We start from the raw sequence: 22350 nt of genomic DNA, 5'->3' as shown, positions 1-22350 counted from the left end.
TATCCACACCAGCCGAGTGAGGCTTGTCGTATGCCCTATACGTATGAAGTGCTGAAAAAAGACGGCTATATCCAGCTCACCTCGTCGGGGAAGATCGGGTCGATGGAAGACCTGGTCGAACTGGGCCGGTCCATGGAGGACCTTGCCAACCGGTTGGACTGCCGGCGCTTCCTGATCGATGAGAGATCGGTGGTCATGGCCATAGAGCCGCTGGATCTCACCGCGTTCGCGGAGAGCCGGATGGACGAACCGAGAACCGGCATGCGTGTGGCCGTCATCTATACCCCGGAAAATTTGTCGCGGTTCCATTGGATCGAAACGTTCCTCCAGAACCGCTGCATACCCTACAGACAGTTTTCGTCCTTTGAGGAGGCTGAACAATGGCTCATGTCCTGATGCCCGCAAGGGTATGGTAGCGGCCGTGCCGATACAGTATCACTCGGAGATCAAAAGCGGCTACCTTTACGTCGTCACACAAGGCTCGCTCTGCTCCGCCGAAGAAATGATCGCTTACATAGACAGGATACACGGCGATCTCGTGCGGGCCGGCCTGAGCAGGGTCCTGGCCGACGAAACCAATTGCCACGTGCACATGAACCTCGACGAGTTGGGCCGCGCGCTCAGGGAGGTTCGGGAACCCGAAGAACTCACGGCGGCCGGGCGGAAATCCGCCGTGGTCAGTTCAAACGTAAACCACATCCTGTCCCAGCATATTTTTGACCCGGTAAAAAACATCAAGGTCTTCACCGATCGGGAAACGGCCAGAAAGTGGCTCACCGAGAGCTGACCGCTTCCCGTTCAAATAACAGGGCTTTCTACTCAACATCGAGTTGAAGGCCTTTCTTTCCTCTTGGAGCGATTCGGGTGCGGAGCGCGCGACAGCGGCTCTTTTGCCGCGCTCGCACAAGGCTTTCGAGAGTGGGGCAACTGTGCATTTCCTTCCGGCCGGGGCAACCGCAGCGTAGCCGGCTACGTGAGGATTGTCGCGGCCGGAAAAAATGTGCAGATGACCCGCTATCGGAAGCCGCCTCCCGCGCCCTACAGCTTCTCAACAAGAAGGGGCTCTCCCTTTTCGGGCGCCAACCGCAAGGTGATGGCGTCCTTCGAACAGGACAGCGTGCACACGCCGCAGCCCATGCAGCGGTCTTCGCGGATGTATGCGCCTTCCTTGTCGAAGGCGATGGCCTTGAACTGGCACTTCTGGGCGCAGGTGCCGCATCTGGTGCACAGGCCTTGGTCCACCCGGGCGAGGTAGCCCGAGGAGCAGACCATGGGGATGCCCATGGCGTGGGCTTTCATGGCCCCGCAGCAGCAGGAGCAGCAATTGCAGATGGCGTAGAACTTGCCGATGGCGATGTCCTTGAAAAAGGCGTGGGACACGTGGCCGCGCGCCTGTTCGGCCTTGACCACGGCCACGGCCTCGTCAGCGGTGATGGCCCGCGTCTTGTCCGGGTGGTGTTCGAGCATGAACGAGGCGAAGGGGTCGCCGATGATCAGGCAGACGTCCGTGGGCGTGCACGGATTCCTCATGCCCGCGCGGCAGGGACAGTCCAGGAGCACGATCTTTTCCGGGTTGCCCAGGATGATGTCGCGCGCCCGGGTGTAGGGCAGGACGGTTTCGGGCAGGGAGGTGTTCACCGGGCGGTCCAGGCGGATCAGCTTGGTTGCCTCGTTCAGCGGCATGGCCTTGCCGTGGTAGGCGTCGCTCCAGGTGGCCTTGGTTTGGTTCGGGTCGCCCGAGCGGTGCGCGTCGGTCTCGGTGAACGGGTGGACGCGGTCGATGATGAAGACCAGCGGAACCCACAGCCAGCGCCACCACGGGTCCTTGTCCCCGGCCAGGCCGATGTAGTGGTAGCACCACCGGCCGTAGACGTAGCCGTGGATGAAGTCGAACAGGGACATGCCGCTTTCGCGGCACGCGCGGTAGTAGTCGCGGGTCGATTGCTTGACGAAGGGTACTCTCATGGTCGATTCTGGCCCCGTATCCGTGTAACAAGTATGATGATAGTACCGGTTGGAGCGACAAAGTCAACGCCAGGGCCGGGACATTCGGCAAAGAATCTGGTAGGTCGTGCTGCGGAGGCGACGGATGACAGACAAGAGTTCCGAGGATATGCGCACCCAACTGGCGCGCCAGCGTTGCGACATGGCCGTGAAGCGGACCAGGCTGGCCAACCGGCGGACCTTCCTGGCCTGGTGCCGGACGGCCCTGGCCTTCATGACCTTCGGATTCCTGCTGGAAAAGGTCGATACCTTCGTGGCCCTGCAAAAGGCCGCAGTGCCCGAGCGGGTCATCTCGGAACTGGCCGTGCTCGGCAAGTTCGCCTTTGTGGGCGGGCCGGTGCTGGTGATCTTCGCGGGCTGGCGGTACTATACTCTGGAAAAGGAGCTGGGCTTCGATTCCGGCGATCTCTACGTGATCCCCGAGTTGATCCTGTTCGGCGTGATCATGGCCAGCGCGGCCATCTACCTGTTCTTCCTCTAACCGGTTCGGGCCATGTTTCGCATCATCCTTCTGGGCGTGCTCGCCGCGCTCTTTTTCTCCTCCACCTTCGTGCTCAACCGGGCCATGAGCCTGGAGGGCGGGCACTGGGTCTGGTCCGCGTCCCTGCGCTATTTCTGGATGCTGGTCATGCTCTTCGGCTGGCTGGCGGCCACGGGCAAGGGGCGGCTGGCCGTGGACTCGGTCCGGCTCTTTGCGCGCCACTGGGTGTTCTGGACCGTGGCCGGCTCGGTCGGCTTCGGCGTGTTCTACGCCCTGATCACCTTCAGCTCGGTGTTCGCGCCGGGCTGGGTGGTGGCGGCCACCTGGCAGACCACCATCCTGGCCGCGCCGCTGGTGCTGCTCGGCTTCGGGCGCAGGGTACCGCTGGGAGCCCTGGCCCTGACCTTGCTCATCTTTGCGGGCGTGGTCCTGATCAACCTGGAGCAGGCCACGGAATCCGGCCTGCACGAGGTCCTGCTGGGCGCGCTGCCCGTGCTGGTGGCGGCCTTCGCCTATCCCTTCGGCAACCAGCTGGTCTGGGAGGCGCGGCGGGGAGAGAAATCGTTTTTGCCGCACATCGATCACCCGGCCATGGACGATCCCTTTTGCCGGGTGCTGCTCTTGACCATCGGCTCGCTGCCGCTGTGGTTCGCGCTCATCGCGGCCACCGAGCCGCCCCTCCCGTCTTCGGGCCAGCTGATCCAGACGGCCATTGTCGCGGCCTGCTCGGGCGTGGTCGCCACCAGCCTGTTCCTGGTGGCCAGGAACACGGCCGGGTCCACGGCCGAACTGGCCGCCGCCGACTGCACGCAGTCCATGGAGGTGGTCTTTTCCCTTGTGGGCGAGGCTGTTTTGCTGGGGCACGTCCTGCCCGGCCTCATGGGCTGGCTCGGCATCGCGCTGACCATGGGTGGGCTGATGCTCTACATCACGGTGCAGAGCCGGGGCTAACCGGTCGCGGGCATGTGGTGGAGGTGTTCCCCGGCAAAGCCGACGGTCACTTCGGAGCCGCTCTCCAGCCCCCGGTTGAGGACCATGTGGCGGTCCACCAGGGCGGTCACGGCCTGGTCGCCGCAGCGCACCACGGCGGTCCAGGTGAACCCCTCGCGTTCCAGCCGTTCCACGGTTCCCCGCAGGACGTGCCAGTCCCTCGGGAAATCCTCGACGCTCCCCACGAACACGTCTTCGGGCCGCAGGGCCGCGAAGCCCTGGTCCCACACGGGCAGTTCGGGCAGCCCCGAGAAGGCGTGTCCCGCGAAGGTGCACGCGCCCTGCGCGTAGCTGGCCGGGAATACGTTGGTCATGCCCACGAAAGAGGCGGTGAACGGCGTGGCCGGGCGGCGGAAGATGTTGGTCACGGTGTCCTGCTGGTGCAGGCGGCCGTCCTTGATGACCGCGCCGCGCTCGGCCAGAATCATGGCGTCCGTGAAGTCGTGGGTGACCATCAGGAAGGTGGTCCCGGTGGTCTCGTGCACGTGCTTCAGGGTCCGCCTGAGCTCGCCCCTGAACTGCGGGTCCAGGGAGGACAGGGGTTCGTCCAGCAGGACCACGTCCGGGCGGCAGGCCAGGGCGCGGGCCAGGGCCGTGCGCTGCTTTTCGCCGCCGGACAGGTGCTCGGGCCGCCGGTTTTCCAACCGCGACAAGCCTAAGGCTTCCAGCAATTCGCGGGCCTCGCGCCTGCCGTCCTCCTTGCCGATGCCGTGGTAGCGCTGGCCGTACATGACGTTCTGCAGCACGCTCAGGTGCGGAAACAGGGCGTGGTCCTGGTAGACCAGGCTGACCTTGCGCTCCTCCGGGGCGAGCCGGGTCACGTCGCGGCCGCCGATGACCACGGACCCCTCGTCGAGCTTGATCAGCCCGGCCACGGACTCCAGGACCAGGGTCTTGCCCGAGCCGGTGGAGCCCATGAGGGCGAAGAATTCGCCTGGGCGGACGTGCAGGGAGACGTGGTCCAGGGTGAAGCCGGAAAAACGGATGGTCAGGTCGGTCAGGCGGATCACGAGTTGCTCCCCTTGGGCAGCGACAGGGACCGCAGGAGCAGGAAGAAGACCAGGCTGACCAGGATGAGGATGACGGCCACGGGCTGGGAGTATTGCAGGCCATAGGCCGTGAACCGCTCGTACATGAGCACCGGGGCGACCATGGGGTGGTAGGCCACGATGATGATGGCCCCGAACTCGGACAGGGCGCGGGCCATGCACATGATCATGCCGACCAGCATGTAGCGCCAGCACAGGGGCAGGGTGACGCGGAAAAAGGTGGCCCCGGCCCCGGCACCCAGCGAGCGCGAGACATTCTCCAGCCGCCGGGGGATGGACTCCATGCCCGACTTGGCCGCGTTGACGTAGAACGGCACGCCCACGAAGACCAGCACGGCCACGATGCCCGTGGTCGTGCCCATGATCTCGATGCCCATGGCCTGGAGCGCCTGGCCGAAGGCGGTGTTCGGGCTGGTCAGGCCTAGCAGGGCGATGCCCACCACCGGGTGGGGGATCATGATCGGCAGGTCCACCAGGCTCTCGACCACCTTTTTGCCCGGAAAGTCGTTGCGCGCCAGCAGGTAGGCGAGCGGGGTGCCGAAGACGAAGGCGATGAGCGCGGCGATGGCCGAGGTGGACATGGACAGCCAGACCGAGTTCATGACATCGGCGTCGCCCAGTGTCTCGACAAAGACGTCCCAGGTGGGACTGGCCAGGGTGGTCAGCATGGGCAGACCGATGAACAGCAGCACCAGCGCGGCCGAGGCGAGCATCCATCCGTGGAATATGCGGCCGGGGAAGGAGCGCATGAAGTCGCTCCCTCCCCGGAGGGTCGTTTCGGTCATGGGTTATTCGGAGACGGTCACCAGAGGCTTGAGGGACTCGGGCATCTTGGCCATGCCGGCGGCGGTGGTGCGCACCGGAACGAACGGCGGCTGCCCCATTTCCTCGAGGATCTTCAGGCCGCCCTCGGGATCGAACAGGTAGGCCAGGAAGGCGTCTGCCGCCTCGGGGTTCGGCCCCTTGTCGACCTTGGTGATGCCGTAGGTGATGGACTTGCCCACGCGGTCGATGAAGGTGCCGGGCTTCTTGCCCGTGACCTTGACCTTGGCGTTGGCGTAGAATTCGTCCATGGCGGAGTCGCCGAGGTTCAGGTGGTTGTCCAGGGTGACGTACTTGAGATGGTGCTGCACGGCCACGGACAGGTATTCCCAGGCGTAGTCCATGTGCCCGGACTCAAGCAGGGAGACAAGCTCCACGGACTTGGGCCGGATGTTCTTCTCGGGACGGTTGGCCAGAAACTGATTGTACAGGCCGGGCCGCTTATAGAATTTCTCGGCCAGCTGCAGGACCATCAGGGAGCGGTAGCCGGCGGGGTCGAGGTTGGGATCGGAATGGCCCCAGACCACGCCCTTGCGCAGCAGAATGTCGGCCCAGTTGTCGGCGTTGATCTCACCCGCGAACTTGGACTTGTCCGTGTAGCACAGGACCATCTGGTTGGAGGCGAAGCGCACGTTCCAGGACGCGAATTTGGGGACCAGGCTCTTGTCGATGACCACGTAGTCGGCCGAGGCCATGATGTCGGCGGGCTTGCCCACCTCGGAGATCAGCCGGGCCATCTTTGTGGAGCCGCCCGCCTCGCGCAGGACGTCCACCTTGGGGTATTTGGCTTCGAAATTCTTTTCGATGGCCGCGAAGGGCACGGACAGGCTGCCCGCGTGGAAGATGATCAGTTTGCCGGACGGCTCGGCCTGGGCCGCGCCCGCCAGCGTGAGCAGGGCCAGGGCCAGGGAGGCGATGAAAGCGGTGAAGCGATGCGACATTTTTCCTTCTCCTTGAAAGATAGGGATGCATGTTTTTTCTGACTGTGGGAATTGTGCTCGCCGAAGCATAGCGTGTCAATTGTTCAGTCAATCCATGCCATTAAAATTCACCGGCAGGGCATATCAACCCAAGGTTCAGGCACAAAAAAAGGCTGCGTCGTAACGCAGCCTTTCCCATTGGCATTATGTTATTTTTAGCCGTTTTCCTTGCCCTTCTTTTTCTTTCCTTCCTCACGATGCCGCACCAGCCCCGAGAGCTCGGTCTTGCGCAGCCGGATGGACAGAGGGGTGACTTCGACCTCCTCGTCGTCCTTGATGAAGTTCAGGGCGTACTCCAGGGTCATGGGCTTGACCGGAGTCAGGACCACGGCCTCGTCCTTGCCCGAGGCGCGCATGTTGGTCAGCTTCTTTTCCTTGGCCGGGTTGACGTTGATGTCGTTCTCCCGGTTGTGCTCGCCGATGATCATCCCCTCGTAGACCGGGTCGCCGGGGACCACGAAGATGCGGCCGCGCGGCTCCAGGTTGAACAGCCCGTAGGCCACGGCCTTGCCCGTGCGGTCGGCCACCAGGGAGCCGGTGTACCGGGAGGTGAATTCGCCCCGGTATTCGCCGTACTCCTCGAGGTAGGAGTTCATGATGCCGGTGCCCTTGGTGTCGGTCAAGAATTCGTCGCGGTAGCCGATGAGCGCGCGGGACGGGACCGAGAACTCCAGGCGGACCCGGCCGGTGCCGTGGTTGACCATGTTGGTCATGCGGCCCTTGCGGATCTGGATCTTCTCGGTGACGATGCCCATGAAGCTCTCGTCGCAGTCCACGTACAGGTGCTCGATGGGCTCGGTCTTCTGGCCGTCCTCGTACTTGAGGATGACCTCGGGACGGCCCACGGAGAGCTCGAATCCCTCGCGGCGCATCTGCTCCACCAGGATGGCCATCTGAAACTCGCCGCGTCCCTTGACCAGGTAGGCGTCGCGACCGTCGGTGTCCTCCACCTGGATGGCCACGTTGAGCAGGGTCTCCTTGTGCAGCCGCTCGCGGATCTTGTTGGTCTGGACCAGTTTGCCTTCCTGGCCCGCCAGGGGCGAGGTGTTGATGCCGAAGCGCATGGACACGGTGGGCTCGTCCACGGTGATGCGCGGCAGGGCCTTGGGGTCTTCCTTGGTGCAGATGGTGTCCCCGATGTGCACGTCCTCGATGCCCGCGATGACGACGATGTCGCCGGGTTCGCAGGTGTCGGTGGGAACCACCTGGAGGCCGTCGTAGGTCTGCAGCTTGGTCACCTTGAGCGGCACGGTCCGGCCGCCGTCGGCGATGCACAGGAGCTGGTCGTTGGACTTGGCCACGCCGTGGTGGACCTTGCCGATGGCCAGGCGGCCCACATAGTCTGAGTAGGACAGGTCGGAGACGAGCATCTGGAAGGGCTCGTCCGGGTCGTGTTCCGGGCCGGGCACGTGGTCCACGATCATATCGAGGAGGATGTGCAGGTTCTCGCCGCGCTCGTCCGGGGACTCCATGGCGATGCCGTCGCGGCCGATGGCGTAGAGCAGCGGAAAGTCGAGCTGTTCCTCGCTGGCGTCCAGATCGATGAAAAGGTCGTAGATCTCGTTGAGCACTTCGGCCGGGCGGGCGTCCTGGCGGTCGACCTTGTTGATGACCACCATCAGGGAAAGATGCTGCTCCAGGGCCTTCTTGAGCACGAAGCGGGTCTGGGGAAGGGGGCCTTCGGAGGCGTCCACCAGCAGGATGGCGCCGTCGGCCATGGACAGGGAGCGCTCCACCTCGCCGCCGAAGTCGGCGTGGCCCGGGGTGTCGATGATGTTGATCTTGGTGTCCTTCCAGGAGACGGAACAGTTCTTGGCGGCGATGGTGATGCCGCGCTCCCGCTCCAGGTCCATGGAGTCCATGATGCGTTCGTCCACGTCCTGGCCTTCGCGGAAGAGGCCCGACTGCTTGAACATGGCGTCCACCAGGGTGGTTTTGCCATGGTCGACGTGGGCGATGATGGCGATATTGCGAAGTCCGTTGTTGTATACTTTGTTGCTCATGGTTTCTCCGATAATAAGTAATAGGCGCAAGTGCGCAGGGAAGCGGTTAACCGAAAGCGGTTCGGCTGGCAAGCGGAGATTTGGCGTCGCCCGGGAAAAAAGCGTCCGGCGCGTCCGCGTGGCGCGGGGCTATGGCGTGTGAGAGGGCCGCTTCCGGCGGCGGTCGACCGCGTCCTGGTTCAGGGTTTTCCAGCCCAGGCGGTCGGTGGCGCGGAAGCCCGTGGCGGCCAGCATGGCGCGGATGAATCCCTGACGGCGGAGTTCCTTGAGCCCGGCCTGCAGGGCGTTGAAGACCGCCTCGCCGTCGGGGTGGTGGCGCGAGACCATGAAATGGCGGCTTTCGATGAGTGAGAAGCGGATGCCCGGGACCGGGACGAACCGGTGGCCTCCCATGAACCTCTCCATGCCGGGATGGTTGCTGGCCTCCATGGGGATCCAGTCCGCCCGGCCCGCCAGGATCATCTTGATCAGGCAGGGGAAGGTGGGGGCCTGGGTCAGGCCGGTGACGCCCATGTCGGTGAGGACCTTCCGGTCGTTGTTCCAGACCGAGCCGATGATGCCCCGCCCGGCGCGGTTCAGTTCCTCGACGCTGTGCGCGGCGAGCACCTTTTTGTTTTCCGGAAGACAGTAGAATAGCTTGTGAAATTCTCCGACAGGGGTTACGGGATCGCTGAGGTAGAGGTCCTTGACGTTCTGCCGGGCGTTCAGGACCGAGGTGTCGAGCTGCTGGCCGGTCATGACCGCGTTGCCGCAGAGGACCTCCTCCACGGCGCGCCGGGCGTTGCTCGTATTGACGAAGGCCACGGGTCTGTTCATGCCGCCCAGGCGCAGGGCCCTGGCCACGATGACCAACTCGACAGCGGTCCGGTCGTACCGCCCGGCCGGGATATCCGGGGTCACCTTGAGGGGATCGCCCCCGAAGAGGGCCAGGATTTCCCGGTAGGCATTGATGATGTCCTTGTTGGCGGTCACGGTCACCGGATCAACGCTCCCGGCGAAGCCGGGGAGCGCGGAGAGGCAGATCGAGGCGAGGACGAGGGCCGGAAGCAGACGGCGAAGGCCCTTCAGGACGGCGGCGATCGAAGACATGCCGCTGCTTTACATGTTTGCAGGTATATTGCAATGGTAATAATATCCTATACCATTGGTCGGAAATGACGCCGCCGAGGCCCATTTCGCCGATAGGGAGAAAGGACGCATGACGCAGTGCAGCAGAGGCGGCCGGGGGGGGCCTGGAGAGCCGGAGGACGGCAACGCGCCTTCCACCGGCAGGATGGTGACCACGGCCCTGATCGTCACCGGAAACATGGTCGGGGCGGGCATCCTGGCCCTGCCCGTCAACCTCGGGCCCTCGGGGTTTCTGCCCGCCGTGATGGGGGCCCTGGCCATGTGGGCGATCATGACCACCACCGGGCTGATCATCGCCCGGCAACCGTTCCTCGAGGAGAACGAGAACGCGGACCTGCCCACCTTTTTCCAGGCCGTGCTCGGGCCTTGCGGCAAGTGGCTTTCCGTGGCCGCCAACCTGGTCATCCTCTACGGCCTGCTGACCGCCTATCTGGCCGGGGTCGCCTCTGTGGCGGCCGGTTCCTTCGGCCTGGGCATTCCCGAGTGGGGCTGGCTGCTCCTCTATTTCTGCGCGGCCACGCTCCTGGCCTCCTTCGGCAGCGGGGTGCTCAGGCGGTCCAACGCCCTGCTCATGACCGTCATGTGGCTCCTGTTCGGGGCGTTGCTGGTCCTGGTCGTGCCCCATTTCCGCCGGGCGGACCTGGCCGCCGGCGACCTGACCTTCTTTGTTTCTGGATTGCCCATCCTGGTCACGGCCTTCAACTTCCACAACGTGGTCCCGACCATGTGCCGGACGCTGAATCATGACCGCAAGGCCGTGGCCAGGGCCATCTGGCTCGGGTCCGGCATCGGCGCGTTCATGACCCTGCTGTGGACCGTGGCCGTGATGGTCACCCTGCCCATGGAGTCGGCGGACGGCGTGTCCATCATCCATGCGTTCCAGGCCGGGGTCCCCGCCACCGTGCCGCTCAACCAGCTCATCAGGTCGCCTCTGTTCGTGGACGCCTCCATCGGGTTCGCGGTGGTGGCCATGACCACGTCGTACATGGCCACGGGCGTTGCCCTGACCGCCTTTCTCAAGGACGTGACGGGCGAGCGGGTACGCAGCCGGACGGCCATCTGGCTGCTGACCTTTCTGCCGCCCGTGGGTATCGGGGCCCTTTATCCGGACATCTTTCTCAAGGCCCTGAACGTGGTCGGCGGATTCGGCGTGGGCACCCTGTTCGGCATCCTGCCCGGGGTGCTGCTCGTGCGTCAGGGCGCGCCCGGCTCCCGGACCCGGCGGCTGGGCTGGCTGCTGGTCGGCGTGTTCGCCTGCGTGTTATTGGTGGAACTGGCCCAGGAGACCGGCATGTTGCAAATCAGCCCGGACGTGGAGTACTGGTCCGCGCATCGTTTTCATTAAAGGAGGGAATCCATGACCCAAATGCGGATGGAGCACGACAGCCTCGGCGAAGTGGCCGTGCCCGGAAACGCCTACTACGGCGTCCAGACCCGGCGCGCCCTGGACAATTTCCACATCTCGGGCATCCCCATGTCCCACTACCCCCGGATGATCAACGCCCTGGCCTACGTCAAGATGGCCGCGGCCGAGGCCAACGCATCCCTGGGACTGCTCGACGAGGACAAGTGCCGGGCCATCTGCCGGGCCTGCGAGGACATCCTGGACGGCAGGCTGCACGACCAGTTCGTGGTCGACGTGATTCAGGGCGGGGCGGGCACCTCGGCCAACATGAACGCCAACGAGGTGGTCTGCAACCGCGCCCTGGAGTTTTTGGGCCATGCCAAGGGAGAGTATGAGCACCTCCATCCCCTGAATCACGTGAACATGTCCCAGTCCACCAACGACGTCTATCCGTCTGCCTTGAACATCGCCCTGATCCTGGACATCCGCGAGCTTGTCGACGCCATGGCCTATCTGCGCAAGGCCTTCAAGCGCAAGGGCGAGGAGTTCGCCGATGTCCTCAAGATGGGCCGCACCCAGCTGCAGGACGCCGTGCCCATGACGTTGGGCCAGGAATTTAGCGCCTGGGCCGTGACCATCGGCGAGGACATCCAGCGGCTGGACGAGGCCCAGGCCCTGGTCCACGAGATCAACATGGGGGCCACGGCCATCGGCACCGGGCTCAACTCCCACCCGGACTACGCCCGCACGGTCACGGAAAAGCTGGTTCAGCTGACCACCCTGCAGTTGGTCTCCTCTCCGGACCTGGTCGAGGCCACCCAGGACACCGGGGCCTACGTCCAGCTGTCCGGGGTGCTCAAGCGGGCCGCCGTGAAGCTGTCCAAGATCTGCAACGACCTGCGCCTGCTTTCCAGCGGCCCGCGCTGCGGCCTGAACGAGATCAACCTGCCGCCCATGCAGCCCGGCTCCTCGATCATGCCGGGCAAGGTCAACCCGGTCATCCCCGAGGTGGTCAACCAGGTGGCCTTCACCGTGGTCGGCCACGACATGACCGTGACCATGGCCTGCGAGGCCGGGCAGCTGGAGCTCAACGTCATGGAGCCGGTCATCGGCTACTCCCTGTTCCAGTCCATGAACATGTTGCGCCGGGCCTGCCTGACCCTGGCCGACAAGTGCGTCCTGGGCATCACCGCCAACCGCGAGCGGTGCCGCGAGTTGGTCGAGCACTCCATCGGCCTGGTCACGGCGCTGAACCCGTACATCGGCTACGAGAAGGCCGCGGAGATCGCCAAGGAAGCGATGAAGACGGGTGGCTCGGTGTACGGGATCGTCCTGGAAAAGGGCTATCTCAGCCGCGAGGAATTGGACGACATCCTCAAGCCCGAGAACATGGTCAAGCCGCGCTACGTGCACCGGCCATGAACTATTGGTAGCGCTTCAGGATGGCCTCGAGACGGCCGTCCTCGCGCATGGCCTTGAGCTCCCGGTTGAAGCGTTCGATGAATCCTTCCCAATTGCCGGCCCGGGTGAAGGCGAAACGGTAGGGGGCGGAGTCCACCGCGGTCTCGGCAAAGGCGAAATCCTCGGGGTTCAGTCCCTCGTCCTCGCGCAGAATCCATTGGGCGACGAACCGGTTGCAGACCGCGCCGTCGACATGGCCTCGGCCGAGCATCTTCAGCATGAGTTTCGTGGAAGGGGCCTTCCAGGGACGAATCAGGCCCTGGTCGAAAAGCGGTTCCAAGGTCGGGTAGGAATAGCCGAGGACCACGCAGATGTTTCTGCCGATCAGATCCTCGGGGGATTGAAAGGGGATCGGCGATTGTTTCCGGTACACGACGACGTCCGTGGATACGACCACCGGGTCGGTCCACAGGTATCGTTGCGGATCGTCGACCCACTTTTCGGATTTTGGCCAGGAGTCCAGGCTACCGTCGGCCAGATAGAGCATGGCCCGCTTGTCGGGGTAGTAGACCTCGGCCACTTTGAGATCGAGGCGGTTCGCCACGGCCCGCAACACGTCGGGCATGATCCCCGTGGCCGGTTCCCCGTCGGCGGCGGGGATGAAGAAGGGAGGCCATCCCTCGTGCGGGCCCCCCAGAAGGATGGTTCCTTCCAGGGCGTGCGCCCGGGCAGGGCCAAGGAGGCAGAGCAGCAGCAAGCTCAATGCCAGGCAGCGGGACTTCGGGATGGTTGATTTCATTGCGTGTTTGTCACCTGGCGCGGAAAATACTAGGATTGACCGGACCCGTCAACAAGACGCCCCCGGGTGTCGCCGGGGACGCGGCGCGGGGCATTGCTTTTTACGCTCACTTCCTCTACGGTTTTCTAGACTTAATCGAGACAATCTCCCGTTCCCTGCGTGCAGGACGGAGGAAGCATGCGTCAGCTGACAACCCTGTTCATCATATCGGTCCTTCTGGCCCTGGCCGGATGCGGTACGGTCAATCCCTATCCGCAGCACGTCTATTCCACGCCGTCCGCCAAACGGGGGGAATACGATCCAAAGACCAAGCCGTACACGGTCCTGGGCAGGACCTATTATCCGCTCAAGTCCGCTGCGGGCTACGACGAGATCGGCATGGCCTCCTGGTACGGGGCGGACTTTCACGGCAAGCGGACGGCCAACGGGCAGACCTACGACATGTATGGCGTGTCCGCGGCCCACAAGACCCTGCCCCTGGGCAGCCGGGTGCGGGTGACCAACCTGGAGAATCAGCGCTCCGTGGTCCTGACCATCAACGATCGGGGCCCGTTCGTGAACGAGCGCATTCTGGACCTGTCCTACGGCGCGGCCAAGAAGCTCGGCACCGTGCAGACCGGCGTGGCCAAGGTTCGGGTCACCTCCCTGGACGCGAACGTCGTGCCCGCAAGGCTTGCGAATGCGCCGGGCAAGCTCTACAGTGTCCGGGTCGGAGCCTTTGCCGTGCGCGACAACGCCCTGCGCGTGCATCAACAGTTGCTGGCCCGGGGCTACAGCGGCGCGAACATTTCCGTGGTCGACCGAGGCGGCCAGATCCTGCATATCGTCCTGGCCGGGAGCTTCAAATCCAGGGATCAGGCCGAGCGTGTCATGGAGGCCCTGAAGGACTCATTCCCGACCTGTTATATTCTCAGTTGAAATTCAACCGAAGTGGTGGCATAGCTTCCCGGTTTTGTGTATGAACTTTCCGTGGGCAGCGCATTTGCGCTTCCCATATCCCTGGCAAGAGTGTATGACACGAGAGACGTATTTGCGTGTCACATGTAAATAGCATCAACAAACCACTATAGGAGTTTTTTTATGACCAAAGCTGAACTCGTAGCGAAGATCGCTGAAAAGATCGGCACTTCCAAAGCCCAGGCCGAGGCCTCCATGAACGCCATTCTGGACACCATCCAGGAAGAACTGGCCGCCGGCAACAAACTGACCCTGACCGGCTTCGGCACTTTCAGCGTGAGCGAGCGCAAGGCCCGCACCGGTCGCAATCCCCGCACCGGCACCGCTTTGAACATCCCGGCCTGCAAGGTCGCCCAGTTCAAGCCCGGCAAGGTCCTGAAGGACGCCGTGAAGTAGCTGCGAGGCTGTTTTTGAGAGAAAAGCCCCCTTGGCCGTAGCCAAGGGGGCTTTTCTTTCGCCCGGGTCAACGGGCGGGTTATTGCATCTCGGCGATCACGCCGGACAGGCGCCGGGCCAACTCGGCCAGGTGATCTATGGCCTTGGATGCCTCGACCATGAGTTCGTCGGTGTCCTCGCAGACCCGGGTGACCTCGGCCGTGGCCGCGCTGATCTGCTCGCTGGCCGAGGACTGCTGCTCGGCGGCTGCGGCGATGGAGTGGACCTGGTCGGCCGTGCCCCGGGTGGTGGACAGGATGGAGGTCAGGGCCTCCCCCGAGCGGCCCGCCAGTTCGGTGCTCCGGGTCACGGAGCCCACGGCGGTCTGTGTGGCCTTGACGTTCTGCCGGGCCACGTCCTGGATGCCCTTGACCGCCGAATGGACCTCGCTGGTGGCGTTCATGGTCTTTTCGGCCAGCTTGCGGACCTCGTCCGCGACCACGGCGAAGCCCCGTCCTGCCTCGCCGGCGCGGGCCGCCTCGATGGCCGCGTTCAGGGCCAGAAGGTTGGTCTGATCCGCGATGTCCTCGATGACGCCGAGGACCACGCCGATCTCCTCGGCCCGGTGGTCCAGCTGTTCCATGGACTGCTTGAGCCCCGAGGCGTGCCGCGAAACCTCGTCGATGGCCTCGATGACCTGGCCGACCACGGCCTCGCCCTCGCAGGCCTGGTCGCTGGCGGCGCGGGCATCGCGGGCCGCCTCCTGGGCGAAGCGGGCGACCTCGAGCACGGCGGCGTTCATCTCCTCCATGGCTGCGGCGGTTTCGGTGGTCCGGTCCGTCTGCTCGTGCGAGCCCTGCCGGGCCCGGTCGACCAGCCCCGCCAGGGTCCGGGACGCTTCGCCCAGCTGTTCGGAGACGGCCGTGGCCTCGCGTGCCGCGGTGGAAATGCGCTCGTTCTGGCTGGTGATTTCCCGCTCGCGCCGTTTCAATTCGGTGGTGTTCATATACAGGCAACAGCCGCCGATGACCCTGTTCTCCACGTCGTGCAGGGGAAAGAGGTTGATGAGCACGTGGATGTCGCTGCCGTCCGCGTGCTTGAAGACCGCCTCGACGTTCATGTCCCGGGTGTCGTCGGCCATGCTGTCCGCGATCTTGGACCGACGGTCGTCCTTGTAGAAGACCTGCGAGATCATCCGGCCGTAGTAGGTCTCGGGCTTCTCGCGCGAGCCGAGCATGTCCAGACATTCGCGGTTCAGGTAGGTCAGCCGCTGGTCCGTGTCCACGATGGCGCAGGGGATGGGCAGGCCGTGCAGAATGGAGCGGGCGAAGCCGAGGCGTTCCTTGTAACGCGAGGCCAGTTCGCCGATCTGGGCGCCGAGGCCCGGCACGGCGGCGGCCAGGGCGTCGCTGTCGGCCCGCCCGTATTCCTCGGCGAGCATGTGCCCGGTGAAGTCCGAAAGCACGGCCGCCGGGCGGACCAGGGAGCCGTGCAGGACCCACAGGATGACCACCCCCAGCAGGGTGAAGGCCGCGATCATGGCCGCGACGACCGGCATGCCGATGGTCGCGGTGCCGAAGAGGAAGAAGACGACGGCGGACGCCACGGCCGAGACGAGCAGGGCGGCTCCGTAGAGCCCGGCGGACAATTTGAAGCAAAAGGGGGTATTCTGGAACATGGTTGTATCCCTGGGCTATAAATAAGGAGGGTTCTCCGCCCGTGGGTGGACGGAGAACCCGTTTGAGGCCGGTTCGTTCAGGAGGAAGCAGGGTGTGGGTGCTTCTGCGGATTGCGGTCCTTACCTTCGGAGAGCCTCAAATATTACGGCAAAGCCGGTTATTTCTTGTTCTTGGACATGACCTCGGCCACATGCTTCACCTGGACCTTGGACCCGCGGCGCTTGAGGCCGCCGCGAAGCTGCATGATGCAGCCGGGGCAGTCGGTCAGCAGGGTGTCCGCCCCGGTGGCCTCGACGTTGTCGAGCTTCTTCTTGAGCAGCTCGGCCGAGAGTTCCGGGAACTTCATGGAGAAGGTGCCGCCGAAACCGCAGCAGACCTCTTCCTCGGCGCATTCCACGTATTCCAGCCCGCTCTTTTCGATGAGCTGGCGCGGCGCTTCATGCACGTCCAACCCCCTGCACAGGTGGCAGGGAGCATGATAGGTAGCCTTTTCACCAGTCTGCGTAAAGTCTTTGGCCTCGACTTTGAGCACGTCGTTCACGAAGGACGAGTAGTCGATGATCTTGGCCGAGAACGCGTCGGCGCGCAGCTTCAGCGACGGCTTATCCATGACCAGCTTCGGGTAGTTGTGCTTGAGGTGCGCGGCGCAGGAGGCGCACAGGGTGACGATGTAGTCGTAGGCGTCCGGTTCGAAGGCGCGCAGGTTCTGCGCGGCCACGTCGCGCGACGCCTTGGTCTCGCCCATCATCTGCACGGGCAGGCCGCAGCAGGACTGCTTCTCCGGGAACTCCATGGCCACGCCGTTGGCCGCAAACACGTCCACGGCCGCCTGCATCTGCTCTGGATAGACGAAGTCCTGGACGCAGCCGGAGAACAGGGCCACCCGGTACTTGGGATTGTCCACCTGGGGCCGGTTCTCCTTCCACCAGTCGCGGAACGGGGTCTCGGCGATGGTCGGCAGGGCGCGGAACTTGTGCTCCTTGGAGAAGATCATGGGCAGATGGCGGATGAATCCGTCCTTCTCGGCCACGGGCTTCTGGCCCCACTTGGCGGTGCGCAGCAGGGTGTGGAACAGCTTGCGGTTCCTGAGGACCTTGCCGAGCAGGAGGCTGGGCAGCGGATGGCCGTCCTCGTCCTGGATGCGCGCGTGGACTTCCTTGATCAGGCGCGGCAGGTCGATGCCGCCCGCGCAGACGTCCTTGCACGCCTCGCAGTTGATGCAGTTCTGGACCAGGTTCTTGGCCTTTTCCTTGCCGTGGAAGAAGTAGGTCAGGATCAGGCCGATGGCGCCGATGTAGATGTGGCCCATCTTGTGCCCGCCGACCAGCCGGTAGACCGGGCAGACGTTGGCACAGGCGCCGCAGCGCACGCAACGGTTGATCTGGGAGAAGACCGGGTCCTTGATCAGTTCGCTCCGGCCGTTGTCCAGGACCACGTAGTGGATTTCCTTTTTGCCGTCCTCGGCCGCCAGACATTCGTTGTTGCCGGTGATCCAGGTGACGTAGGAAGTCAGGTTTTGTACGGTGGCGTTGCGCGGCAGGACCTTGAGGATGCGCAAGGCGTCCCGCAGGTTGGGCAGCAGCTTGTCGATGCCCATCAGGGCGACGTGGACGCGGGGCAGGGTGGTCACCAGGCGGGCGTTGCCCTCGTTGGTGACGATGCCGATGCCGCCGGTCTCGGCTATGGCGAAGTTGGCGCCGGAGATGCCCATGTCGGCCTCGACGTATTTCTGGCGCAGCTCGCGGCGGGCCACCTTGACCAGTTTCTCGATCTCGGTGTCCTGCTTCTTGCCGGTCACCTCGGTGAACAGATCGCCCACCTGGTAGCGGGACAGGTGGATGGCCGGCATGACCATGTGGGACGGGCCCTCATGGCGCAGCTGGATGATCCACTCGCCCAGGTCGGTCTCGGTCACTTCGATACCGGCGTCTTCCAGGTCGTGGTTGAGGAGCGTCTCCTCCGCGGTCATGGACTTGGACTTGACGATTTTCTTGCAGTCCGCGTCCTTGGCGATCTTGGTGATGATGCGGTTGGCCTCCTCGCCGTCCTTGGCGAAGTGGACATGGACACCAGCGGCCTCGGCATTCTTCTTGAACTCCTTGAACAGGGCCTCCGAGTTCTGGGCGGCCGCGTCCTTGGACGCGGCGACTTCCTGGATCAGCCCACGGACGTCGATGTCCTTGAAGATGTTGGCGCGGTTGGTACGGTAGGCAATGGCGAAGTTGTCCAGTGAGGTACGCAGGAAATCGTTTTCCAGCGTTTCGTGAAGTTCCTCGCGGTATTCCTTGAGGTTGTGAGCTTTCTGCATGGCTAGTCCTCCAGGAGCAGGATGTGCAATTCAAGGGGGCCGTGGACGCCGAGCGCCAGGACGCGCTCGATGTCGGCGGTCCGGCTGGGGCCGGTGATGAAGGCCAGGTAGTCCGGCGTCTTCTTCATCCGCGTCAGCATCATCTTTTCCACGGCATAGGTGTTGGCCTTGATCTTGGACTTGGGCAACACGCAGACGTGGAACTCGCTGACCATGGTGGCCAGGCGCATCTCCTCGCCGGGGCAGTCGAGCATCAGCGTGCCGGTGTCGGCGATGCCGTACTCGGCGTAGGTGAAGCCGATGTCCACGCCGGCCAGATGGTCGCGCATGCCCTTGTCGATGCACTCGAACCCGGCCTTCTTGGCCTGGGCCGCCAGCTTCTTGTACAGGTCCTCATTCAGGCCCGGCGCCGCGATGACCTTCTTCTGCTTGGTATCGCAGAGCGCCTCGGCCTTGTCGGACAGATCGGCTTCGCAGCCGCTGACCAGAAGCTGGCAGGCCTCCTTTTCTCCACACAGGTTGATGACATATTTGAGCGCATCGTCCTCACTGGCGATGCTCGTCACCTTGGCGGCCACAAGCTCCGCCTTTTCCACGAATAACTGGTACAGGTCTTCCTTGGAAGGCATGGTACCTACCTCCATGTATGTTTGACCCCAGGCCCTTTTGGGCCTCCGCAACGGGTCGGTTTACTTGATGAGTGCCACGGCCTCGCGGGCAATGGCCAGTTCCTCGTTGGTCGGGATGACCCAGATGGCCACGTCGGAGTCAGCGGTGCTGATCCTGCGGGCTTCCTTGGACCTGATCCCGTTGGCTTCGGGGTCGATTTTCATGCCGAAAGGCTCCAGCCCCTCGATGGTTTCGGCGCGGACGATGTCGTCGTTCTCGCCGATGCCGGCGGTGAAGACGATGGCGTCCACCCGGCCCAGCACGGCCATGTAGGAGCCGATGTACTTGCGGGTCCGGTAGGTCTGGACGTTCAGGGCCAGCTTGGCGCGTTCGTCGCCCTTTTCCACGGCCGCGTGGATGTCGCGCATGTCGTTCATGCCGCACAACCCCTTGAGGCCGGATTCCTTGTGCAGGATGTTGTCGATGGCGGCGATGTCCAGGCCCCGGTTCACGGCCAGGTAGTTGTGCACGGCCGGGTCCACGTCGCCGGACCGGGTGCCCATGACCAGGCCCTCGAGCGGGGTCAGCCCCATGGAGGTGTCGGCGCACAGGCCGTTCTTGACGGCCGACATGGAAGCGCCGTTGCCCATGTGGATGGTGATCAGGTTCATCTCCTCGACGGGCTTGCCCATGAGCCGGGCGCACTCGTTGGCCACGTACTTGTGGGAGGTGCCGTGCGCGCCGTAGCGGCGGATGTGGTCCTCCTCGTAGTACTCGTACGGCAGGGCGTACATGAAGGCGTGGGGCGGAATGGTCTGATGGAAGGCGGTGTCGAAGACCAGGACCTGGGGCACGCCCGGGAACAGCTTGGTGGCGTCCTTGGCCCCGCCCAGGTTGGCGGGGTTGTGCAGGGGGGCCAGCCGCTCGGTCTCGGTCAGGTCGGGCCACATGTCCTCGGTGATGACCACCGGCACGTTGAACTTCTCGCCGCCGGCCACCACGCGGTGGCCGACAACGTCGATCTCGTCCATGGCGCAGACCGCGTTTTCGCCCTTGCAGATCAGATCGATGGACATCTCCAGGCCCACCCCGTGGGTGGGGATGGGCTTTTCGATCTCGGTTTTGACTTCCCTGTCGGTGCCGGGGAAGGTTTTGCTGGTCAGGCTGCCCATGTCTTCGCCGATGCGCTCCACCAGGCCGGTGACCATGACGGATTCATCGCTCATGTCGATGAGCTGGTACTTGATGGAGGAGCTGCCTGAATTGATCACGAGAACTTTCATCTATTCACCTTTTTCAGCCTGGGCCTGGATGGCCGTGATGGCTACTGTGTTGACGATATCGGGAACGGTGCAGCCGCGGGACAGGTCGTTGACCGGCTTGTTCAGGCCCTGGAGAACCGGGCCGATGGCCACGGCGTTGGCGGCCCGCTGCACTGCCTTGTACGTGTTGTTGCCGGTGTTCAGGTCCGGGAAGATGAACACGGTGGCCTTTCCGGCCACGTCGGAATCCGGCATCTTCACCCGGGCCACGTCCGGGTCGATGGCCGCGTCGTACTGGATCGGTCCCTCCAGGGGGATGTCCAGGCCGCGCTCCTTCATGAGCTCGCGGGCGATCTTGGTTGCCTCGATGACCTTTTCCACGTCCTCGCCCTTGCCGGACGAGCCGGTGGAGTAGCTGAGCATGGCCACGCGCGGCTCCACGCCGAAGATCTTGGCGGTCTCGGCGGAGCCCAGGGCGATCTCGGCCAGCTGTTTGGCGTCGGGGTTGGGGTTCACGGCGCAGTCGCCGTAGACCAGGACGCGGTCCTTGAGGCACATCAGGAAGACGCTCGACACGATGGAGCTGCCCGGCTTGGTCTTGACGAACTCGAACGCCGGCCGGATGGTGTGGGCCGTGGTGTTGATGGAGCCCGAGACCATGCCGTCGGCAAAGCCCTTGTGGACCATCATGGTGCCGAAGTAGGTCGGATCGGCCATGCGGTCCCAGGCCTGCTCGGCGATCATGCCCTTGTGCTTGCGCAGTTCCAGATATTCCTCGGCGAACGGGTCGAGCAGGTCCGAGTTGGACGGGTCGATGATCTGCGCGCCGGAAACATCCACGCCGTAGTTGGAGGCGTTGGTCCGGATGGTCTTCTCGTCGCCCAGCAGGATGACCTCGGCCGCGCCTCGGCGCAGGACGATGTCGGCGGCGCGCAGGATGCGCTCCTCCGGGCCCTCGGGCAGAACGATGCGTTGCGGGTTGCGGGACGCCTTGTCCATGAGGGAGTACTCGAACATCTTGGGCGTGACCTTGGTGGAGCGCTTCTCGACCACGCGGTCGCGCAGTTCGTTGACGTCCACGTGCTGGGCGAAGCCGCCGAGCGCGGTGGCGATGCGCTGGTAGTCGTCCGCCTCGATGCGGCCGTACAGGCAGTTGAGGTCCTGCACGGTCTGGTAGGTGTGGCCCTTGGCCGACAGCACCGGGACCGGCACGCCGGTCCAGCCCTCGATGAGCTTGTGCACGTTGACCGACACGTCCAGGCCGCCCGTCAGGACGATGCCCGCGATGTCCGGGTAGGAACTGGACAGCCGGGAGGCCAGGCTGGACAGGATGATGTCCGAGCGGTCGCCCGGGGTGATGATCAGGCTGCCGGGCCGGATGTACTGCAGGAAATTGCCGATCTGCATGGCCGCTACCAGGTAGTTGTCGACCAGGGTTTGCAGACCGGAGTGCCCGTAGAGGACGTCGGCGTCGAGCCAGCGGCGCACGTCGTTGATGCTCGGCTTGCCCAGGGCCTCGTCCTCGGGGATGACGTAAACGGGCATGGGCTCCTGGCCGCCCTTGCGCTCGATGTGGCGGACCAGTTCGTCGGTCATGCCTTCGGGCGCGCGGTTGACGATGCAGGCCAGGGAGTCCACGCCCTTTTCAGCCAGGGTGTCCAAGGTGGTCTGGGAGATGTTGACCACTTCCTCCGGGGCCTTCTCGCGGCCGGACGTCACCACCAGCATGGGAGCGCCGATGTTGGCGGCGATGTCCGCGTTGAGATCGAATTCAAAGGCGGGGTCCTTGCCCTTGAAATCGGTTCCTTCGCAGAGCACGAAGTCGTACTGCTCCTCCAGCGTCTTGTACTTGTTGAGAATGTTCTCGAGCACAAGGGCGTGCTGGCCGGAGTTGATCAACTCGCGGGTCCGCTTCAGGGTATAGGCGTAGGTGTCTTCGTAGGGAATGGACAGCTTGAAGTGATCGATCATCAGAGCGATGTCGTGGTCCTTTTTCCCTTCTCCCGGATCATTGATGATGGGCCGGAAGATGGCGACGTTGTGGAGTTCCCTCGTGAGCATCTGCATGACCCCGAGGACCACGGCGGACTTGCCGCTGCGTTCCTCGGTGGCGCTCACGTACAGGTTCTTGGACATGGTTTTTCCTTGTTGTTTGCCG

General features: G+C 64.0%; 20 protein-coding genes. 8 read left to right on the top strand and 12 right to left on the bottom strand.

The features are described 5' to 3' along the window. The first annotated feature begins 30 nt into the window (after positions 1-30). A complete protein-coding gene (locus BerOc1_RS02760; RefSeq protein WP_071544186.1) occupies positions 31-396 on the top strand; it encodes a hypothetical protein in 366 nt (121 codons plus the stop codon). Positions 397-502: 106 nt separating this feature from the next. Further along, the gene (locus BerOc1_RS02755; protein WP_129586470.1) at positions 503-787 is read left to right on the top strand and encodes a hypothetical protein; all 285 of its coding nucleotides are present in this window, start codon (positions 503-505) and stop codon (positions 785-787) included. 251 nt (positions 788-1038) lie between these two features. Here the strand turns inward: BerOc1_RS02755 and BerOc1_RS02750 are convergent, their stop codons facing one another. Further along, positions 1039-1965 (bottom strand): 4Fe-4S binding protein, encoded by a 927-nt coding sequence (locus BerOc1_RS02750; protein ID WP_071544184.1) that lies wholly within the window; start codon positions 1963-1965, stop codon positions 1039-1041. A gap of 124 nt (positions 1966-2089) precedes the next feature. Here BerOc1_RS02750 and BerOc1_RS02745 point away from each other — a divergent pair, with 124 nt between their 5' ends. Then, the gene (locus tag BerOc1_RS02745) at positions 2090-2485 is read left to right on the top strand and encodes a YidH family protein (protein WP_071544183.1); all 396 of its coding nucleotides are present in this window, start codon (positions 2090-2092) and stop codon (positions 2483-2485) included. 12 nt (positions 2486-2497) lie between these two features. Further along, positions 2498-3436 carry a DMT family transporter gene (locus tag BerOc1_RS02740; protein ID WP_071544182.1) on the top strand — a complete coding sequence of 313 codons (939 nt, stop codon included), beginning with the start codon at positions 2498-2500 and terminating at the stop codon, positions 3434-3436. On the opposite strand, the gene BerOc1_RS02735 is transcribed toward BerOc1_RS02740, so the two are convergent. The 5 genes from BerOc1_RS02735 to BerOc1_RS02715 form a co-directional block, all read right to left on the bottom strand. Then, entirely contained in the window at positions 3433-4485 is a 1053-nt protein-coding gene (locus tag BerOc1_RS02735; RefSeq protein WP_071544181.1) for an ABC transporter ATP-binding protein, read from the bottom strand. The genes BerOc1_RS02740 and BerOc1_RS02735 overlap by 4 nt on opposite strands. Beyond that, a complete protein-coding gene (locus tag BerOc1_RS02730) occupies positions 4482-5309 on the bottom strand; it encodes an ABC transporter permease (protein WP_242652833.1) in 828 nt (275 codons plus the stop codon). The genes BerOc1_RS02735 and BerOc1_RS02730 overlap by 4 nt, the downstream gene beginning before the upstream one ends. Positions 5310-5312: 3 nt before the next feature. After that, positions 5313-6287, bottom strand: coding sequence for a tungstate ABC transporter substrate-binding protein WtpA (gene wtpA, locus BerOc1_RS02725; protein ID WP_071544179.1), 975 nt, complete (start codon positions 6285-6287; stop codon positions 5313-5315). A gap of 194 nt (positions 6288-6481) precedes the next feature. After that, complete coding sequence (gene typA / locus BerOc1_RS02720) at positions 6482-8329, bottom strand: translational GTPase TypA (RefSeq protein ID WP_071544178.1); 1848 nt, start codon at positions 8327-8329, stop codon at positions 6482-6484. A 129-nt stretch (positions 8330-8458) separates the two neighbouring features. Further along, entirely contained in the window at positions 8459-9418 is a 960-nt protein-coding gene (locus tag BerOc1_RS02715) for a hypothetical protein (protein WP_071544177.1), read from the bottom strand. A 109-nt stretch (positions 9419-9527) separates the two neighbouring features. Here BerOc1_RS02715 and BerOc1_RS02710 point away from each other — a divergent pair, with 109 nt between their 5' ends. Then, positions 9528-10802: an aromatic amino acid transport family protein gene (locus BerOc1_RS02710; protein ID WP_084641012.1), complete on the top strand. Its 1275-nt coding sequence runs from the start codon at positions 9528-9530 to the stop codon at positions 10800-10802. A 12-nt stretch (positions 10803-10814) separates the two neighbouring features. Next, complete coding sequence (aspA, locus tag BerOc1_RS02705) at positions 10815-12224, top strand: aspartate ammonia-lyase (RefSeq protein ID WP_071544175.1); 1410 nt, start codon at positions 10815-10817, stop codon at positions 12222-12224. A gap of 1 nt (position 12225) precedes the next feature. On the opposite strand, the gene BerOc1_RS02700 is transcribed toward aspA, so the two are convergent. Further along, positions 12226-13002: a substrate-binding periplasmic protein gene (locus BerOc1_RS02700; RefSeq protein WP_071544174.1), complete on the bottom strand. Its 777-nt coding sequence runs from the start codon at positions 13000-13002 to the stop codon at positions 12226-12228. 177 nt (positions 13003-13179) lie between these two features. Here BerOc1_RS02700 and BerOc1_RS02695 point away from each other — a divergent pair, with 177 nt between their 5' ends. Both BerOc1_RS02695 and BerOc1_RS02690 read left to right on the top strand, forming a co-directional pair. Continuing rightward, a complete protein-coding gene (locus BerOc1_RS02695; RefSeq protein WP_071544173.1) occupies positions 13180-13920 on the top strand; it encodes a septal ring lytic transglycosylase RlpA family protein in 741 nt (246 codons plus the stop codon). A 162-nt stretch (positions 13921-14082) separates the two neighbouring features. Beyond that, positions 14083-14355, top strand: a complete 273-nt coding sequence (locus BerOc1_RS02690; protein WP_071544172.1) for an HU family DNA-binding protein — start codon at positions 14083-14085, stop codon at positions 14353-14355. A gap of 79 nt (positions 14356-14434) precedes the next feature. Here the strand turns inward: BerOc1_RS02690 and BerOc1_RS02685 are convergent, their stop codons facing one another. The 5 genes from BerOc1_RS02685 to pta all read right to left on the bottom strand — a co-directional run bounded on the left by BerOc1_RS02685 (position 14435) and on the right by pta (position 22328). Next, a complete protein-coding gene (locus BerOc1_RS02685; protein ID WP_071544171.1) occupies positions 14435-16012 on the bottom strand; it encodes a methyl-accepting chemotaxis protein in 1578 nt (525 codons plus the stop codon). A 158-nt stretch (positions 16013-16170) separates the two neighbouring features. Continuing rightward, positions 16171-18321 (bottom strand): L-lactate dehydrogenase (quinone) large subunit LdhH, encoded by a 2151-nt coding sequence (gene ldhH / locus BerOc1_RS02680; protein ID WP_071544170.1) that lies wholly within the window; start codon positions 18319-18321, stop codon positions 16171-16173. A gap of 2 nt (positions 18322-18323) precedes the next feature. Then, complete coding sequence (locus BerOc1_RS02675) at positions 18324-18950, bottom strand: LutC/YkgG family protein (RefSeq protein ID WP_071544169.1); 627 nt, start codon at positions 18948-18950, stop codon at positions 18324-18326. Between the two features lie 60 nt (positions 18951-19010). Then, a complete protein-coding gene (locus BerOc1_RS02670; RefSeq protein WP_071544168.1) occupies positions 19011-20213 on the bottom strand; it encodes an acetate/propionate family kinase in 1203 nt (400 codons plus the stop codon). Further along, a complete protein-coding gene (pta, locus tag BerOc1_RS02665; protein ID WP_071544167.1) occupies positions 20214-22328 on the bottom strand; it encodes a phosphate acetyltransferase in 2115 nt (704 codons plus the stop codon). Between the last annotated feature and the right edge of the window lie 22 nt (positions 22329-22350).

It is taken from the genome of Pseudodesulfovibrio hydrargyri (assembly GCF_001874525.1).
Lineage (GTDB): Bacteria > Desulfobacterota > Desulfovibrionia > Desulfovibrionales > Desulfovibrionaceae > Pseudodesulfovibrio > Pseudodesulfovibrio hydrargyri.
The sequence above is the reverse complement of the archived record's forward strand: the minus strand, read 5'-3'. Positions and strand labels throughout refer to the sequence as shown.

What these genes read in the sequence shown, in the direction of transcription:
- ldhH (WP_071544170.1), bottom strand. Translation starts at nt 18,321, where the DNA reads ATGCAGAAAGCTCACAACCTCAAGGAATACCGCGAGGAACTTCACGAA.
- BerOc1_RS02760 (WP_071544186.1), top strand. Translation starts at nt 31, where the DNA reads ATGCCCTATACGTATGAAGTGCTGAAAAAAGACGGCTATATCCAGCTC.
- wtpA (WP_071544179.1), bottom strand. Translation starts at nt 6,287, where the DNA reads ATGTCGCATCGCTTCACCGCTTTCATCGCCTCCCTGGCCCTGGCCCTG.
- aspA (WP_071544175.1), top strand. Translation starts at nt 10,815, where the DNA reads ATGACCCAAATGCGGATGGAGCACGACAGCCTCGGCGAAGTGGCCGTG.
- typA (WP_071544178.1), bottom strand. Translation starts at nt 8,329, where the DNA reads ATGAGCAACAAAGTATACAACAACGGACTTCGCAATATCGCCATCATC.
- BerOc1_RS02670 (WP_071544168.1), bottom strand. Translation starts at nt 20,213, where the DNA reads ATGAAAGTTCTCGTGATCAATTCAGGCAGCTCCTCCATCAAGTACCAG.
- BerOc1_RS02745 (WP_071544183.1), top strand. Translation starts at nt 2,090, where the DNA reads ATGACAGACAAGAGTTCCGAGGATATGCGCACCCAACTGGCGCGCCAG.
- BerOc1_RS02730 (WP_242652833.1), bottom strand. Translation starts at nt 5,309, where the DNA reads ATGACCGAAACGACCCTCCGGGGAGGGAGCGACTTCATGCGCTCCTTC.
- BerOc1_RS02750 (WP_071544184.1), bottom strand. Translation starts at nt 1,965, where the DNA reads ATGAGAGTACCCTTCGTCAAGCAATCGACCCGCGACTACTACCGCGCG.
- BerOc1_RS02755 (WP_129586470.1), top strand. Translation starts at nt 503, where the DNA reads ATGATCGCTTACATAGACAGGATACACGGCGATCTCGTGCGGGCCGGC.
- BerOc1_RS02700 (WP_071544174.1), bottom strand. Translation starts at nt 13,002, where the DNA reads ATGAAATCAACCATCCCGAAGTCCCGCTGCCTGGCATTGAGCTTGCTG.
- BerOc1_RS02715 (WP_071544177.1), bottom strand. Translation starts at nt 9,418, where the DNA reads ATGTCTTCGATCGCCGCCGTCCTGAAGGGCCTTCGCCGTCTGCTTCCG.
- BerOc1_RS02685 (WP_071544171.1), bottom strand. Translation starts at nt 16,012, where the DNA reads ATGTTCCAGAATACCCCCTTTTGCTTCAAATTGTCCGCCGGGCTCTAC.
- BerOc1_RS02675 (WP_071544169.1), bottom strand. Translation starts at nt 18,950, where the DNA reads ATGCCTTCCAAGGAAGACCTGTACCAGTTATTCGTGGAAAAGGCGGAG.
- BerOc1_RS02710 (WP_084641012.1), top strand. Translation starts at nt 9,528, where the DNA reads ATGACGCAGTGCAGCAGAGGCGGCCGGGGGGGGCCTGGAGAGCCGGAG.
- BerOc1_RS02695 (WP_071544173.1), top strand. Translation starts at nt 13,180, where the DNA reads ATGCGTCAGCTGACAACCCTGTTCATCATATCGGTCCTTCTGGCCCTG.
- BerOc1_RS02740 (WP_071544182.1), top strand. Translation starts at nt 2,498, where the DNA reads ATGTTTCGCATCATCCTTCTGGGCGTGCTCGCCGCGCTCTTTTTCTCC.
- BerOc1_RS02690 (WP_071544172.1), top strand. Translation starts at nt 14,083, where the DNA reads ATGACCAAAGCTGAACTCGTAGCGAAGATCGCTGAAAAGATCGGCACT.
- pta (WP_071544167.1), bottom strand. Translation starts at nt 22,328, where the DNA reads ATGTCCAAGAACCTGTACGTGAGCGCCACCGAGGAACGCAGCGGCAAG.